Source organism: Chryseobacterium sp. JJR-5R, assembly GCF_034047335.1.
In the GTDB taxonomy this organism is placed as follows: Bacteria; Bacteroidota; Bacteroidia; order Flavobacteriales; family Weeksellaceae; genus Chryseobacterium.
On record NZ_CP139137.1, the window covers coordinates 4,113,331 to 4,131,132 of the forward strand.

Genomic DNA, 17,802 nt, shown 5'->3' on the forward strand with positions numbered 1-17,802 from the left:
ATTATATTACTATATTATAAAGCATTTATGAGAATTAATGTCAAACTCTAAGTACTTATATTTTTTCTCTACGACAATGCCATTCCTATATTTAACTTTAATTTTCTCATTCCGTCCGTATTTTTTTTTAATAATAGCATCACTTGGAAAATATGTTTTTAATGTGGCGGCTTGTAATTTGATTGCTTCTATTGCCTTTTCATCAAGCATTGATGATTTTTGATCTTTAAGAAGCGTTATGAAATGCAAAGTTTTTTCAACATATAATAAAGTTTGAGTCCTTTTATTAAGAGCAAAATATACATTAGAAATCCAAAAATATATAACGATTGATGCATAATTTAAAGAATCATCAGTAATAGTATCTAAAATTTCTTGCATTTGTTTAGCATAATCTACTGCCTTTTTAAAATCATTATTATCATTTAATTTTTTTATACAATAGGCAAATAAATATAGATCTCTAGGGTCAATATTTCGATAGTCGACTAAAGAGAAATATTTATCAAAATAGTTGAAAAATATTTGATGATTTTCCAAATTATCAAATGAAAGATCTTTGTAAACATTATAGAGAATTCTTTCGCTTAAGACTATACCTGATTTGAGTAAGTAGTTTAGTATTTCACTATGCTTATCTTCAGAAATAGTACTTATTGTATAGATTAATTCATCTCTATCTATACTTGTTAATAATACTTTTTCTGAATATTCAAGTAATTCTAAAAAAAACTTATTGTCATTTTTTCCAAATAATTCATTTAAATAATAATATAATACTAAATAATTGAAATTAAGGGGGTTTAGTTCTTCATTTATAAATAAAACTTTATTATCTACTATTGCCCTAACAAGCCTTTCATATAACTCATCTTCAGGTTGTAATAATATTCGAATTTTATAATAAATTAAAAATGGGGCGTCATTTGCATCACATATTTCCAGCGCATTATCAATGCTTTGCAATGCCTCTTCGTTATTTTCCTTCTTAATTTTAATTTCTGCTATATAAAATAAGCATAAAACTCTAATATGATTCAAATCTATTTCATTGGCATTATCCCTTGCTTCAAATGTACTATCATATAACTCATTAAAAAGTGCTAAAGCCTTTCCTGAATCTTCATCCATTACTAAATTTGCAAGATTTAGTAATGAATTTCTATATGGGAAGTCATTTCCTTTTTGTTCTATAACTTCCTCAAGAATTTTCTTACCTTCCTCAATTTGGCCAATTGAGATTAAACTCATTCCCTTGAATGAGGGAGCATTTTTTGTAAGTGTCTTTACAATTTTATATTCTTTACTAAAATATTTTAAAGCCTGTTCAAAATTACGTTGAGAATAATAAGCAAAACCTAAATTGTAGTTTCCTATTTCATGTTCTTTTGGCCCAATATCATTGTTTTCTAAGTATTCTGTCAAATTTGATATTGCTTCAGACCAATTCTTGTCATCAATATTTTGCAATCCATAATTATAAAGATTTTTTGAAGATTTCTCAACTGATTTTATCCAAGTCAAATTAAGAGTTTCTTCAATTATTTTATTTTTAATTCTAATTTCTGCATTAAAATTAGAACTAATGATTCCATATAAATATAATTTAGATTTTAAAAAATCATTAATATCATTATCACAATTAATTATCTGTATAACACTATCTCTTAATTCTTTATTTGCTTTAACAAGTTCTCTAATATGATCTATCGGTGCAATATCGTAATTCGTAAGGTATTTTTTATTGATTATGTTATCTACTATAGATTCATTTATATAATTGTTTTCAATAATAAAAGTTTCAATATCAGCGCATAAATCAAATGTCATTCTGGGATTGCCACTAGTCCAATCATAAATATAGTCTGATATTTTAGAGTCTATTTTTAATTTACTTTTTTTAATAAATGAATTATGTTCAGTTTTTGAAAAGTCATCAAGGTAGATTTTTTCACCAATATTAAATGGAGATTTATTCTTATCTTTAATAAGTTCTGTAGGTTCTATAACGCCTGACAGCACATAAGTCAATCTTTCAAAAACAGGAAAATTTGTTCTTGAAAAATAATTACTCCTAATTTGCGCGAAAATATTATCAGAATATTCTACACTTTTTAATGCATCTATTTCATCAAGAATTATAACTAAATCTCCTTCTATATGATTGAGGATTTGGATAAGACATCTTGAATATTCACTATGAGCAGGAATATTCTTATTTCGAATAGCAATAATATTGTCTTCAATGCTCTCAAAAATATCAATATTTGGTTCAACTATATTATTAATAATATTTCTATAACACTCTCTTTCGTTTTCAAAAGGATTAGATAAATCTACATAGGCTAGTAATCTTTCATTATTTTCTAATTTTCTTTTAGCATTAAATAAGAGATTTGTTTTACCCATCTGTCTAGCTACAAGTACATAGCCAGGGCGTTGCATATCTTCAATTATTCTTTGTAACTGTATATCTGCATTTCTTTCAATATATAAATGTTCTGGGATTGTCGTATATTTTTTAAGTACTCTTTCCATTTATACAAATTCATTTTTTGTTAATTGTATTGCTTTTTCAATATTAACTTCATTAATTTCAGAAAAAGAAATGATTTTCCTGAAAATAGCTTTTAAAATTCGTGGAGAATTTTCACCATGCTCCAATATGGCCATTTTCTGCTTATCCGAAATATTCAAATTCAAAGAATTATTTAAAATGTCAAATAAATTTTCTATATCTAATTTCCAATCGTCACAATTTAAATACTGAAAATAATCCGATGCTTTTTTGCTATTTTTAAAAAGTTTTTGGGGATTAAATAATGTAGAAACGATAAATTTCAAGTTACCTTCTGGGTTGGAATTTGAATAATAAATTACTAAACTGTTAAGATTATTTGCAATATCTTTCAAAATGTTTTCGTCATCAATAAATAGTTCATCAATGACAATAATTACTTCTTTTTTATTAGATAAGGATAATAAATGTGAAATTTGCTTAATCTTATTAGTATGATCAGATCTGAAAGTTCCAAATTTATCCTCAATTTTAATAAGAATTTCCTCTAAAATTTCTGCGGAGCTCTCAATATTAATTGGGCTCATATCACAAAAGCAATATTCCTTTTCGTTAATACTAAGATTTCTATTAATAAGTGCAGTCTTTCCTTTTCCTGAATTTCCTGATAACCATATATTATTTACTTTTAAAGAATTCATGAAGTTTTTATCAATTTCTCTCTGGTAATAAAATAGATCACATTTCAAAGTATAATTATTAAATAAAATTACTCTTGGATCTATATTTTTAGATATTTCAATCTTTTTCAGTTCTTCATAGATTTCAAGACCGATTAAAGGAACAATATCTTTCATGCAACAGCATTTGATATCATCGTTTAATGCCTCGTCGCCCTTCACATTTTTAAGTATACCTATCAATAAGTATTCACTACCATTGATCAGAAATGCCCCACTCCCGGAAAGTCCTTTTGCATCATCACTACCTGCTTTGAAAGTATCTCTTTCGGCTAATGTTATACGGAATTCACTGCCAGCTATTCCATTTTGAACTGTACTTTTAAATGATCTGGATTCGTTTTTGTTTAAATATTGAAAACCCGTAAAAAGAATTTCATCATTACGCTTGAAATTAAAAGTTGTAGTTAAACGTGGAAATTGTCCATCCTTATCCACAAATCCCACTTTAATAACAGCCCAATCATCTGGAAAACTTGACCCTGTTATCTCTAATACTTCAAGATTTTCGAAAGCTGCATTGAATGCCATTTGTTGCTGTAGAATTATTTGACTAAGCTGAATATTTGGGTAAGCATTTTTATCTCCATATATACAGTGATGTGCCGTAATTACGTAAAAGCAATCTTTTCCCTTCACCAAAGTTCCCGTACCATGGTTTACATTTTTTTCATCTATATGAAGTGTAATTCGCACACATAGTCTATTTATTACATCTTCATTCATTTTCTAGAACGCGTGTATTTTCAATGACTTTCCAGTTACCATACTCCATATCAGTATTATGGATGAATTTTCCTGCTTTCAATTCTATTATTGCGATCGGATAGTTCAGGTATATTGTACGTTTTTTGTTATATTTAGACTTAACTCTTTCAGGATGATGAATTATCCGTGCGATTGTTTCTCTATCTGGATGAGTATGGAATGAATTTCCCCCATTTGTAGAAATTACGAATTTATCACAATCTATCATATCCAATAATTTATTAGTTGTATTATTTTTACTACCATGATGCGAAATTTTCACAAAATCTACGATTAGTTTGTTATCTTTTGAATAACCCTTAGAAGCTAAAGTTTTTTCTAAAAAGTAAGGGTGTGCATCGCCTAGAAAAAGAACAGATGTATCAAAAGTCCTGAGAATAAAGCCTATTGATGAACTATTAAAAATATCCTGGCAGATACTTTTATTGGGTGTGTCATCTGCTAGCGCAAGCTTCTCCAAGGTTCCACGTTCGATCTGTGACAATTTTGTACTGGAAATTGCGATATCTTCCAATTTTTTATTATACTTATCACTAAGATCTGGCCATTTCTTAAAAAGTTTATCTAGGATATTCTGTGAAGGTGAAACAATTTCTATAGTAATGCCATCGGGCATTTTTGGTTCACTTCCTACAAAAATATTTTCTGTCCATTTTTCTTTAATATTTCCTTTGTCAATAAGCAACTCTTCAAATGTTCTAGCTTGACCACTATTTATGTTTTCTCCTATAGTAATAAATTTTATATTTTTTGAATTGAACCAATATCTTTCTACTTGCTCTGGATTAAAAGAAGCATGTTTTACAAATTTAATAAGACCTCCAATATGGTCGGAATCAATATGGGTAAGGATAATAATATTGATTAGCTTAATAGATTTAAGTTCTTTCTTAAGAATTTCTTCAAAAGTTCCAGGGGGACCGCCATCAATAACAATGTTAAATTTATTCGCCAGATTATCGAATGTTTTTATAATCATAGAATCTCCATGTTTGGCAGGTAACACTAATATCTGCGTTCTGAGATTTTTGTCTAAAGGATGCTTCACTTAAAAATAATTAACATGGTTATATTATATTCGAAAATTAGGAATTTAAATTTATTTATCCAAGAGAGTATTATAATTTACTTTACAATTGGTTCTAAGTTAAATCAATGTCTGGTATTTATCAATAATACATTTGAACTATATAGCTTCATTAGGTACTTTTAATTCCCATTTTTCTTATTTCTTCATCCGTATGATTACCCAGAATTTTAGCATCCCTATAAAATATTGCCCTGGTCAATCCAAACGGTTTATAAATTTCCTCCGGACGCTTCGTTACATCCTTATATATATTACGTAGAACTAACAGTTTAGAAATTGTTTCCTTAGTATAGCCCTTTGGTCTCCCCCTTAATCTACCTCTTGCCCTAGCAGATTGCAAACAGGCATTTGTTCTCCCCTGATCAGTTCACGCTCATATTCAGATAAAGATGCCATCAAGTTTAAAAAGAGACGGCCGTTCATCGTAGAAGTATCTACTCCATCAGTTATACCTTTAATGATGATACCTCTATCACTTAAACTTAACACAAGGTCAATAATATTCTTTAAGCTTCTACCTAATCGGTCTAACCGCCAAACATAAAGTTCATCACCTTCACGAAACTGTTCAATCATCGTTTTGTGAGACTTAATAATACAATTCTTAAAAATAATAGACAGAAAAAAGTATTAGAAAATGCAGATTTATTCACTGCAGGGAATTTTGCTTTCAACAGTATTTTCCAAAAATTTCCCCACCAAATCTGGTAAATCCTTTTCTTTTCAGCCACTAATCGGATCCTAGCATATCACCTATCCGGTAAGATTTTAAAAGTGGTTTTAAACCACTTTGGTTTTGAATATGTAAATTATTTTAATAGTATTTTATTCAAGTCAAGCACATCATTAGAGAATTGATTAACATATTACGGAGTTATTTTTTTATCTCATCTAATGTTCTTAAACCAGAAATATCCTTTACTTCTATTTTATCTTTATCAAAGATTAAAACATCTTTAGAAATATAATTTGAAATAGAAAAGGGCTCGACTTTGCATCGGTTTAAATGTCTTATTAAAAATTCTAGAAAAACCGATAAATTTTCTGATGGACTTCCTTTGTAATTTAATATATTTTCGATTTTCATAGCATCATCTGATACCAAAGGCTTAAATCTACCTTCGATAATACTTCCATGAAATCTGCAACCATTATTAAGAATTATAATGTCATTTGTAAATATATCTATAGGTTCTCCAATTTGAGTTTTGTCCAAGATACCATCTATAGCAAATATGAATGAATATAATGGGTTTTTATACTTCTGATCTATATTAAAGGCTAACACATCTCTGATATCTGCATTTATGGCAGAAAGTCCATGAAAAGTATTCTCCTTTAATTTACGATTCATTACATGTTTAAAATGGTAAATACTTTTAGCAAATTCTTTTGTATGTTTAGGAGCTAAAGTTTTTTTAATTTCACCTATTGCCAAAACAGATTCTATTGGATAATATACCGTACCGTTTCTACTTTCGAAAAATTTTGGAGTGCTTAATCTGTCAAAAATAATTATATCAAACTGATTACTGACATTTCCTTCATCATCAATAATTTGTCCTTGTTTTACTAAATATCTTTCAGGTAAAAATAGACTTATTTTTGAACGTATCAAATCTTCAATTTCATCTCCAGAAGATCTTATATTAGATGATTTATGAATAGATTCTGCCTTTAATTTTGCTAAATTTATCTCATTGATTATATCTTCAATAGCGTCTTTAAAACTGAATTTTTTCATAGTATATTGTTTACTCAAATATACTTATAAATTGATCAAATATTTCCTAGAACTTCCAGAATAACCAAGTTCTGGATATCGAAGCTATATCTATTTTTTTAAAGATAAAAGATTAATGTATGGAAACTTCAATTTTATGACTAAATTAATTAGGTATAATGTTTAATATCCAATAAAATTCCATTGAAATGCTTTAATCCATTTGCAATTTTTGTATCGTAAATTGTAACCTACGCAACAGGTCGTCATAAGTTATGATATCCAACACACTCTTATATTTACGCTTTACGACTTCAAAATCACTCTTTTGATCAGGGGTCAGATTGTTATCTCTACCCATAATAACCATTCCTTTAGGGTTTACAATTGAAATTTTCAGTCCTTCGGGAAGATTAGTTCCGTATTTTTTGCTTAGATTTTCTTCTCCTATGGCTCCATATCTATTAAGGTGAAAGAGGTACTTTTCCAATTGCATTATTGTTCCCGTTAGGTCTTTATGCGGAGGATAATTGCCCCTATATTCCACGGAGGACATTATCGATTTTTCAAAAGGCTTTTTTATTTCTATAACATCTATATTACCATTACTGTCAACAAGCATAAAATCGAGAAAACGCCTTTTTTTATTATCAATCTTTAAATAAACAGTTTTGGTAGCAAAAATATATTTTGGATACAATAATTGGATGATTTGTAATATCTCATCTTGCCATTGGTTTTCATTATAATTTTTTTCCATTTTAAGCATTTGGAAAAGCTTCTGATAGATCATCTCATACTTTTGTAATTCATAAACTCGAAACGTATTGTGTAGATCTGTCCCTTTAATGGAACTTCTTTTATTCAAATAAACTTCTAATTTTAGCTCTGCATCTACCGTAGAATCGAAAAAACTTTTTATCACAGAGGAAACCCTAGCCTGTGCATACAACTTTTTTTCATGACTCGTTGGAAAACTCTCAAGCATCTTCAGATACGCAGCGATAGGAATACTACCTCGATTATAATCACCTATATATACATCCTCACTGACTAATCGATCTATGGTATTTAAAATAGAAATCTTACTTTCAGCAACAAAAAACTTAAGTTTTATTTCAATATCATGTTGAATATAAAAATCATTGGCTGTTCTTAAAACTGTTCTGTCAAGCTTATAAAATTTACCGACTTTAATCCCTAATATAAAGCCTATTGGAGGAAATTCATAATAATCATATTTATCATAGTTAACTTTTACTATATGCTTTTTTCAAAATCAAAAGTACGCTTCAAAGTAACACTCCCATGCTCTTTGAGTTCTTCCCTGACCCAATCGTTTTGTAAATAAGTTGAGTAGTGGTACACCAAAATTAACTTAGCTCCTACCTTTCTGAATTCTATGCCCTCCATTTATCAATATTCTAAGGTATTAAACAGCTCAAATTGCCCCCCTATTAATGGCAAAATATTCCGGAGCATTCAAACAACCACTATTACTAAATATAGCAACGGTCCAGTAAAAATTACCTTGCCGCTCCCTCCCTTTATCAAGTTGGTATGAAATTGTTGTCGTGAACTACTATATCTCAGTTGCCTGATATTTTGCTGGTCATCATCACCCCTAAATAATTTGTCTGAAATCATCACTTATTATCAATATTTATACTTTAATAGCATTATAGCCATGCTTCTCCAAATCGTATCTTGTTATAAATGGAAGAGGCAATGTCATTTTCTTCAAATGTGGCGTCAGCATATCTTCATCAGTCACAAAATAAGATTTAACCCCAAAATCAGACAAGTCAATTCCATATTTTGCACCTAACTGGTCTTTATTATTTTCAAGCCAATTATGACGTTCAAGATGCTTATCAATCCAGCCTTTTTTTGAACCACCGAAAAGCTTACTTACCTCGCTTACCATTTCCTTGATATTCCTGCTCGATGACATAGATTTGCTTTCCAAGCTATATATCATTTTTGCAGCCTGATCTATAATCAGAACATCAACATCACCTAAATCTTTAGTATGTTTAAGCTGTCGTTTGGGAGAAATAGGAACTTCCTGATCAATCACCAAACCACTCGGATCTATAGCATCTACAATTGCCTGTACTAATTTTTTACCTCTGGCATCTGCAAAGCCACCAGTAACCTTTTTGATTTCTTTACAGGCTTTTGGCACTCTTATTCTATCAGACAGACATTGATCTGCAAGATATTTTTTGCTGTCAAGAACCTGCCTTGGTCCCCAAAGAGCTATTCTTTTAGGATCTTCTCCATCACCAAAAATAACAACAGGTTTTCTTAAAAGTGACAGCATCCTATTAAACCTACAAGGCATAATGTCAACTGCATCGTAACCAGCATCTTCATCTACATTTTCTACTGCTCCCCTATTAACTAAGGATAAGTACGAAACTACACTTTCAAATTCTGTATCGGAGAATTGATCTACAGCAACTTTATTAATTTCCTCTCTTAATTCATCCAATGGTAAACTGCCATAAGCAGCTGACTGTCCAAACCCTATATCAGCTAATGAATCGCTAAACACGCATATTCTGGTAAACGTGACTCCGTAATCGGCTATAAATGCATTGTCCAGGTTTTCCGGAACATCTCCCCCTTCTTCAGTGATATGCTTGGGAAACACCTGATTGAACGCTTGTACTGCATCCTCTACATTTTCTGTCGTTTTTGACTTATAATAAGGGTCAAAAACGTCTGAAACCATTTTTTTTGTTGTCCCGATTCTTCCTGATGGCAATATTCCCATCTCTATATCAAATAGATCATAAAGTATATAATCATGGACAGACCCCCATGAAACAATCTGATCCATAATACCAATAAGTTCATCAATATCAGTAATTGAAGGTACCTTTGTTCCAGTGTCTTGCTCTGCTGCCAGATGTTCTATAAGGCACCGAACCGCAATTGTGGTCCTGTTAATATCAACCAGATTCTCATACACATCAGTTATCTGTTGGTCTATACTTACAAAACACGCAATCCTAGTAGGCGTTTGTATCCTAAGCATTTCTCTTTTCTTAATCAGACTTTCATTCAGTCCCAATAGCCTTTTAAGAAGTTCAAGACTATCCAATTCTTTTAATCTGTCCCTTAAATGCCCTTTTAAACACTCGTTAGATATTTTTCTTGAAAGCTCCTCGCGGTCTGATTTTTCTTTGATTTCCCCTATGGCTGGACAATCTGTCCCAAGAAGCGTCGTTATCTGATCCGAAACTCTACCGATATCATAATCCTGAATATATCTATGTTTTCCTAAGTTACGGGGTTCTATAAGAAAATTATCACTTGTATCTAATATGTAAAATTTCTTTTTCATCCCCAAAGGTACATCTGACTCCATAATATTATCGATTACCTCTGGAGTAATCTCGTGGCAACCATTCAGCTTAAGTACTTCATTAAATCCAGAGATCATCTGTCTTACCAATACTCTTTCCCCCTCATTGTCCACGCCATATAAAAATGGAAGAATTTCAGCCGGAATAACTATTCTGATCTTATCCTTTTCTACGTCTACCTTAAAAAATGATGGTAAATCTTCCACCCTGCTATAGTCTCTACTGATAACATCAAATTCTTCTACTTTATCAAAAGTAAAAATCACTTCTAATGGCGTATTGCCTAATTGGAATAACGCTTTCTTTATCCCATCTTGTATTTGCCACAACCAATAAGCAATACCTTCTGAAACTTGCAGGTATATACTTTTTAAGCCCGCTGAAGCTGCGGAAGGCATACCGTTAGGCATTACCCATATTGGTTGCTCAAAACCACCAACACCGAATTTTGGGACACCCGATGCAACATCATGCATGTTGTAATATACCGGCATGAAACTGTCTTTTTTTTGAACCTCTACAAACTTCATCCTGGCTCCTAAACTCTGCATCATCGAATGCTTGTCGCTCTTTATTTTTGATTCAAGAAACCACTCCTGGGCATAACCTGGTTCAACAACAGGAACAAATGTCGCTGTATCGTCTGACAAATAGAACGAATCAGAATTCTCCTTATATAGTATAAAAAGGTCTAGAAATGAAATGCTAAAAAAAGAAGCTGCTGATCTCATCAAACGATCTCTTGCCATTGTAAATTTCCAAAGATCAATGGCATCAGCTTTTCCGAGCGCCGCTATTATACTAAGCTCCTGTACAGGCATTGCCAGTACCCTGTCAGCACCATTTTTCCTTATTGAATACATTAAGACCTCGCCAATCACGGACAACAATGTTATGGAAAGAACTTTATACTCTTTAAATTCCGAAAGGTTCTTAAAATCAGAAATGGCCTGCTTTCCATCATCATCTTTCCCAAACGGAGATGAACCGTTTCCACCTTCACCCATTACCTGATAATTTTGACCATTATCACCCAAATATCTGATATACGCAACTTTATCAGTATCAAACTGGTAAAAACCGAATTTTCTATCCTCTTCATTTTGAAGGTCTCCAACTTCAATGTAATTGAAACCCATATTCCTAAGTTGCAATTGCAAATTGTGCCAGGTTAAAAAGTGATAGGCTTCGTTGACCACAGTCATGCAATTATTTTCCTTTGCCATTGTCCAGATAAATGCTGTTAATGACAGGCTAATCGTTGATGGAGATAATACAATATAACCTTCTGGAGTTTTAAGAATTGGTTTGTATAATATAGCATTTGAATATGGATCAAGACTATGCTCTCCAATTTCCTTTTCAGGATCAACGGTAAAGAGTTCTAATACTTCAGGATCTATCCCCTTCTCTCTAAAAAGTTCGTCCATTTCAGCGTTTGTAATGGTAACCGCCTTTTTTAGTTCTTCAAGCTTATCCTGATTCGGGACAAATAATTGGCTTTGAGTATTTTTACCTTCCGCATAACGACTATAATTTAATCTTTTTGCAATGAGATCTGAAATTCCAAGCATCAGTAATGAACTCATCCTTACATTTCCCTTCACCCAGTCCGGTATATTTTTTTTATGATTTAAAAAGACCGCTGACAAAAGGTTCTTTAATTTTTCCTGACTGTTTTCTGCTATTCCTGGAAAAGTTATGTAATCACCCCCATAAAAGGTAATAAGGTCAGTAAAGGTGTTTACGCAAACATCTTCCATATGGTGGCTGGAAAAATTGCGGTCAACAAATTTTTTAATTGTTACGCTTTCTGAATGCTTCGTCCCAGAATTGTTTTGAAGCAAAGTATAAACCATCAACTCTTCTAATCTAATATATTTACCGTGATTTTCCGGTATAATCGAAAGGCCGGCAAATGTTTTAAGTAAATCCGTTCGATCCAATTGAGACATGAATGGTATCTGATATTCCTGCCTATTTGACTTTGGTTTATCACGTTTCTCTTTTGGTTTGTTTCTGCAGCAAAGCTTGTATACCGATCCAGAACCACATGGACAGGGATCATTTCTTCTTAATTTCATTAATAAGTAAATTTTTGTTCATATCCTTTTTGAGATTTAGATATCTATCCAATGTTGCAAAGCTCAGAACTGCTTATTTCTGTTAAAAAAATTTTCTTGCAAAAAGGAAACATGATTTTATTCCTAATATCGCCAAACGCATCGTCCGCACTTCCGATCTTAATTAGTGTCTGAAATGTAAATGCCTGTTATTTGAAAATCCGAATAGATTTCATTATTAAATTCTTACACATCTATAGATCAATTTATAAATGTAATAATAAGAAATATTTTATGTTTACGAAATCCGTATTTATACTGAATTTAATATTTAATATTACTTTTTCACTGCCATCTTCTTAATTTCTTCATCATTGTGATTATCCAAAATTTTAGCATACCTATAAAATGTTGCCCTGGTCAATCCAAATGGTTTATAAATTTCTTCCGGACGTTTAGTGATATCCTTATATATATTACGTAGAAGCAAAAGTTTAGAAATTGTTTCTTTAGTATACCCCTTCGGCCTTCCACCTAACCTTCCTCTCGCCCGTGCAGATTGCAAACCTGCATTAGTTCTTTCACGGATCAGCTCTCGCTCATATTCAGCTAGCGATGCCATCAGATTTAAGAAGAGTCGGCCATTCATAGTAGAAGTATCTACTCCATCAACAATCCCTTTTATTATAATCCCTTTATCATTTAAACTCAAAACAAGATCGATAATATTTTTTAAGCTTCTTCCCAATCGATCCAGTCTCCAGACATAAAGTTCATCACCTTCACGAAACTGTTCGATCATCTTATCGAGTTCCGGACGGTTTTTTGTCGTACCTGAAATTTTTTCCTGGTAAATTTTTTCGCAGCCAGCTTTTTCAAGAGCTTCAATCTGTAAATATAAGTTTTGGTCTTTGGTTGAAACCCGGGCATATCCTATTTTCATAATTTGTTACATTAAACTCATACCTTGTAAATTTATGAAACTTTGTTTAGTGATATGACATTTTGAGAAAATATATAAAAAAAATAAAGTGATCATATCCCACCACTTTAAAAATCTCATAAAACCACTTAATAGTTAGATTCTATTATTTTGATTTGCGCTCGCATTTAATTTACAATTTTCGCAGACTTTATCAAAAACTTTTGATAAATTTCATGAAAACAATATTTTATCTTTGCACAAACTTAAAGAGAGATACGGAAATAAAACTGTCAGTATTTTGTAAAGTTGATATACTGGAAATTAAATAGTTTCTGATCAGCTTACAACAATACCGGTAAAATAAATGAGATCAATGGCAAAAGGATTCAGGGAAAAAATTAGCCAGAAAAATACGGAAAACAGCGGTTTCGGTGAGCATGCTCCGGGACGGTTCATCAATAAAAACGGGCTCCCGAACGTAAACCGGAAAGGGGTTAATGTTTTTACCCGTTTCAGCTGGTACCATACCATGCTTGATCTGTCAACGTTCAGGTTTCTGTCTTATCTGGTTATTGCCTATATTCTTGTTAATATTTTCTTTGCTCTGATTTATTACCTCATCGGTGTGGAACATCTGACCGGTATTGACAAAAGCGATCCGATGAATGAGTTTATCGATGTATTTTTTTTCAGTTCCCAGACTTTTACCACCGTGGGTTACGGCAGGATTGCTCCGGTAGGATTTATGGCAAGTATGGTCGCCACTTTCGAGGCCTTCCTGGGACTGCTTACCTTCGCTATTGCTACAGGGCTTTTTTACGGAAGATTTTCAAGGCCGAGGGCCTATCTCAAATTTTCTGATATTGCCCTGGTGGCTCCCTTTAAGGAACAAACGGCTTTAATGTTCAGGCTTGCCCCTTATAAGAACAATGCATTGACAGATGCCGAGGTAATTGTTTCTGCTGCCATAGAAGTAATGGAAAAGGGCATTCCGAAAAGTCATTTTTATACCTTGAAAACCCAGCTAAGCAAGATTAACAGCCTGGCACTTAACTGGACGGTGGTGCATGTTATAGATGAAGATTCACCGTTTTACGGGTTTAAGGAAGAAGATTTCAGAAATACGGATATTGAGATTATCATCCATGTGCGTGCTTTTGATGAAGTTTTTTCAAACACCGTAGTCCAAAGGTCTTCCTATATTTCAGGAGAGATCATCTACGGCGCTAAATTTGTCCCGATGTATTATCCTGACAGCCGGAATCTCTCCACAGTTTTGGATCTTGATAAAATCAGCCACTATAAGAAAGCAGATCTTCCTGCATTGAAGCAAGAATAATGATAATGAATATAGAACTTTACAGAAAACAGGCTTTACAGAAGCAGAAAGAACATAAAAAATTTCTGGACGGGCTAAAAAAGAAGCCGCCCAAAAACCTGGATTATGTTGTTCAGGAAACACATGATGAAGTCTTTGAAAAGGTAGACTGCCTTCAGTGCGCCAACTGCTGCAAAACCACAGGGCCCCTGTATACGGAAAAAGATATTGAAAGGATTGCCAAGCACCTCCGGATGAAACCTGCTGATTTTGAGGCAAAATTCCTGAGGACGGATGAAGACCATGACAAAGTTTTACAGAACCTTCCCTGCTTTTTTTTAAATGAAGACCATACCTGTTCAATTTATGAGGTGCGTCCGAAAGCATGCAGGGAATATCCGCATACCGACAGGAAAAAGATTTACCAGATCAATGACCTGATGATTAAAAATACCGTTATATGCCCTGCAGCATATGAATTTGTAGAACGGATGATGAAGAATTTGGAAAAATAACCTGTACTGTTAATTAGTCTTAAAGAATAATAACCTGCGTTAAATGAGAAAATATACTATACGATTGAACGAAATACCTTCGTTCCCTATAGACAAACCAACCAATCATTTAAAAATATCATGAAAAAATTAATTTTAACTGCAGCATTTACCCTGTTGGGGTTAGGTGCAGCCTCCGCCCAGACCACAACACCGCAAAGCACAAACAACCAGACAGCAGCGCAAACGAATCAGAAAATACAGGCTGATTCCAGTTCCGGGGTTACTACCGCAAAAGAAATTCCAGAAAGAGAAGTTACTGCAGTTTCTGTAGCAGACAATTCCAAAATAACTACTGCTGTGGACGATGCCGCAGTAACTGCATCAGCAGATAAGAATACATACGCCGCTAAGTCTAAAAATATAACTTCAAAAAATAGATCCAAAAGTAAGAAATCGAAGTAATTATAAATATACAGAGAATGGATCCTGAAATGCCTTGTTTCAGGATCTTTTTTATAATAATCCATAATGTAAATTCTCTTAAAAACTTATAAATCAAATTAAAAAGATTTTTTTGATACCACTTTGTACGATAATTGTATATAATACAATACAACACCAAATATCAGTATTATGAAAAATTTAATTTTAACAGCGGCTCTTGTTTTAGGCGGTATAATTACAGCCTCTGCACAGACGACAAGAACCGACGCTTCAGGTTCAACGACCAACAGTTCAAATCAGCATATCGGAAACAGCAACGGTACCTTAAATAGCGGTAATCTGAATAACGGAACTAATGGTAACAGTACCCTGAACACCAATACCGGAACTACAGGTACTAATGGTACTGCAGGTACGATGAACAGCGGAACATTGAATAACGGAATCAGAACCAATGGCACTACAGGAACGATGAACAGCGCAACACTGAATACCGGAACTGGAATTAACGGTACTGCCGGAACAATGAACAACGGGACGCTAAACAGCGGAGATATGGGAACAATGAATAGCGGTACGACCAGTGGCACCACAACAGGGACCATGAACCAAAGCAGCGACTGGAACAAATCGAAAAATGACACTACACGTTCTATGGACAGAGAGGCCAGAAAAACGAAGAAAAAAACAAGATAGAATATAAATGATATCGGTCCTGAAATTAATTTCAGGATTTTTTATTTCTAGCTAATTTACTCCCGATAAAAAAAGCGTTGAATGATATTCAACGCTTTCTCCTTTCACTTTTTACTTTTTTCCCATTTATATTCCCGGGAACAGGGTATAATTAAAAAAGGCCGGGATTTCCCAACCTTTATTTTGTATTTATACGACTCCCTGAGCTAACATAGCTTCTGCAACTTTCACGAATCCGGCGATATTGGCGCCCTTTACATAGTTTACATAACCATCCTCCTCTTTTCCGTAGTCCCTGCACGCTTTGTGAATCCCGATCATGATCTCTTTCAGCCTTGCATCCACTTCTTCGGAAGTCCAGTTCAGACGGATGGAATTTTGCGTCATTTCCAGCCCTGAAGTGGCAACACCACCCGCATTGGAAGCTTTCCCCGGAGAGAATAATACTTTGTTATCCAGGAAATAATTGATGGCATCTAATGTCGAAGGCATATTGGCAGCTTCCGTTACACAAAGGCATCCGTTTTCTACCAGTAATTTAGCATCTTCAAGATCCAGCTCATTCTGGGTAGCAGAAGGGATGGCCACATCACATTTTACTTCCCAAGGGCGTTTTCCTGCATAAAATACTGCAGAAGGATATTTTTTAGCATAATCTTCTGCTCTGTTGTTTCCTGAAGATCTCAGCTCCAGTAAATAATCGATCTTTTCTCCATCGATGCCGTCTTTATCATAAATATAGCCGTCAGGTCCGGAAATCGTTACTACTTTTCCTCCAAGTTCAGATATCTTCTTGATAACCCCCCAGGCCACGTTTCCGAAACCTGATACCGTTACGGTTTTATCTTTAAAAGTCTGCCCGATGGTTTTAAGCATCTGCTCGGCGAAATATACCACTCCGTACCCTGTAGCTTCAGGACGGATAAGTGAGCCTCCATAAGCAAGACCTTTCCCGGTAAGAACGCCTGTAAATTCATTTCTGATCTTCTTGTACTGGCCGAATAAATATCCGATTTCTCTTGCTCCCACACCGATGTCTCCCGCAGGAACGTCGGTTTCAGGACCGATGTGCTTGCACAGTTCTGTCATAAAAGCCTGGCAGAAACGCATTACTTCCATATCGGATTTCCCCTGCGGATCAAAGTCTGAACCTCCTTTTCCACCTCCCATCGGAAGTGTGGTCAAGGAATTTTTAAATACCTGTTCAAAAGCCAGGAACTTCAGTACCGAAAGGTTCACGGTAGGATGGAAACGGATTCCTCCTTTATAAGGCCCGATGGCAGAGTTCATCTGAATTCTGAAGCCTCTGTTTACCTGGATCTCGCCTTTATCATCAACCCATGGAACTCTGAAGATGATAATTCTTTCAGCTTCCGCCATTCTTTCAAGAAGTTTCATTCCCGTGTATTCCTTTTTGGTCATAATAAATGGAATTACGGTAACAGCAACTTCTTTTACGGCTTGTAAAAACTCGGGCTCATTAGGGTTTTTCGCCTCAATTTTTGCTATAAATTCTTGGATTTTCTGGTCAATATTATATTGTTCCATATATTAGGGTTGAATATTATTGTCAACAAATTTAATTTTTTTTTCAAGATTCACAACACCTTAATTAATGATTGTTGAAAGTTTAATAAAATAAA

The 17,802-nt window shown here is 33.5% G+C and carries 13 protein-coding genes; 4 read left to right on the forward strand and 9 right to left on the reverse strand.

Annotated features, from left to right (window positions below):
- Positions 1 to 9: 9 nt before the first annotated feature.
- The 8 genes from SD427_RS18175 to SD427_RS18210 all read right to left on the reverse strand — a co-directional run bounded on the left by SD427_RS18175 (position 10) and on the right by SD427_RS18210 (position 13,222).
- Positions 10 to 2,538, reverse strand: coding sequence for an AAA-like domain-containing protein (locus SD427_RS18175; protein ID WP_320559195.1), 2,529 nt, complete (start codon positions 2,536 to 2,538; stop codon positions 10 to 12).
- Positions 2,539 to 3,984 (reverse strand): hypothetical protein, encoded by a 1,446-nt coding sequence (locus tag SD427_RS18180; protein ID WP_320559196.1) that lies wholly within the window; start codon positions 3,982 to 3,984, stop codon positions 2,539 to 2,541.
- The gene (locus SD427_RS18185) at positions 3,977 to 5,074 is read right to left on the reverse strand and encodes a ComEC/Rec2 family competence protein (RefSeq protein ID WP_320559197.1); all 1,098 of its coding nucleotides are present in this window, start codon (positions 5,072 to 5,074) and stop codon (positions 3,977 to 3,979) included. The genes SD427_RS18180 and SD427_RS18185 overlap by 8 nt, the downstream gene beginning before the upstream one ends.
- Before the next feature lie 351 nt (positions 5,075 to 5,425).
- On the reverse strand, positions 5,426 to 5,692 hold the full coding sequence (locus tag SD427_RS18190; protein WP_320559198.1) for a recombinase family protein: 267 nt from the start codon (positions 5,690 to 5,692) through the stop codon (positions 5,426 to 5,428).
- A gap of 298 nt (positions 5,693 to 5,990) precedes the next feature.
- On the reverse strand, positions 5,991 to 6,860 hold the full coding sequence (locus SD427_RS18195) for a DUF6602 domain-containing protein (protein ID WP_320559199.1): 870 nt from the start codon (positions 6,858 to 6,860) through the stop codon (positions 5,991 to 5,993).
- Between the two features lie 193 nt (positions 6,861 to 7,053).
- Entirely contained in the window at positions 7,054 to 7,827 is a 774-nt protein-coding gene (locus tag SD427_RS18200; protein ID WP_320559200.1) for a Shedu immune nuclease family protein, read from the reverse strand.
- Positions 7,828 to 8,502: 675 nt separating this feature from the next.
- Complete coding sequence (locus SD427_RS18205; RefSeq protein ID WP_320559201.1) at positions 8,503 to 12,300, reverse strand: SEC-C domain-containing protein; 3,798 nt, start codon at positions 12,298 to 12,300, stop codon at positions 8,503 to 8,505.
- A 316-nt stretch (positions 12,301 to 12,616) separates the two neighbouring features.
- Entirely contained in the window at positions 12,617 to 13,222 is a 606-nt protein-coding gene (locus tag SD427_RS18210) for a recombinase family protein (RefSeq protein ID WP_320559202.1), read from the reverse strand.
- Between the two features lie 355 nt (positions 13,223 to 13,577).
- On the opposite strand from SD427_RS18210, the gene SD427_RS18215 reads away from it, so the two are divergent.
- The 4 genes from SD427_RS18215 to SD427_RS18230 all read left to right on the forward strand — a co-directional run bounded on the left by SD427_RS18215 (position 13,578) and on the right by SD427_RS18230 (position 16,159).
- Positions 13,578 to 14,543 (forward strand): ion channel, encoded by a 966-nt coding sequence (locus tag SD427_RS18215; RefSeq protein WP_320559203.1) that lies wholly within the window; start codon positions 13,578 to 13,580, stop codon positions 14,541 to 14,543.
- A gap of 5 nt (positions 14,544 to 14,548) precedes the next feature.
- Positions 14,549 to 15,037 carry a YkgJ family cysteine cluster protein gene (locus SD427_RS18220; protein ID WP_320559204.1) on the forward strand — a complete coding sequence of 163 codons (489 nt, stop codon included), beginning with the start codon at positions 14,549 to 14,551 and terminating at the stop codon, positions 15,035 to 15,037.
- Positions 15,038 to 15,157: 120 nt separating this feature from the next.
- The gene (locus SD427_RS18225; RefSeq protein ID WP_320559205.1) at positions 15,158 to 15,481 is read left to right on the forward strand and encodes a hypothetical protein; all 324 of its coding nucleotides are present in this window, start codon (positions 15,158 to 15,160) and stop codon (positions 15,479 to 15,481) included.
- A 171-nt stretch (positions 15,482 to 15,652) separates the two neighbouring features.
- Positions 15,653 to 16,159, forward strand: a complete 507-nt coding sequence (locus SD427_RS18230) for a hypothetical protein (RefSeq protein WP_320559206.1) — start codon at positions 15,653 to 15,655, stop codon at positions 16,157 to 16,159.
- Positions 16,160 to 16,348: 189 nt separating this feature from the next.
- On the opposite strand, the gene gdhA is transcribed toward SD427_RS18230, so the two are convergent.
- Positions 16,349 to 17,707 (reverse strand): NADP-specific glutamate dehydrogenase, encoded by a 1,359-nt coding sequence (gene gdhA, locus SD427_RS18235; RefSeq protein ID WP_056214137.1) that lies wholly within the window; start codon positions 17,705 to 17,707, stop codon positions 16,349 to 16,351.
- Positions 17,708 to 17,802 lie beyond the last annotated feature (95 nt).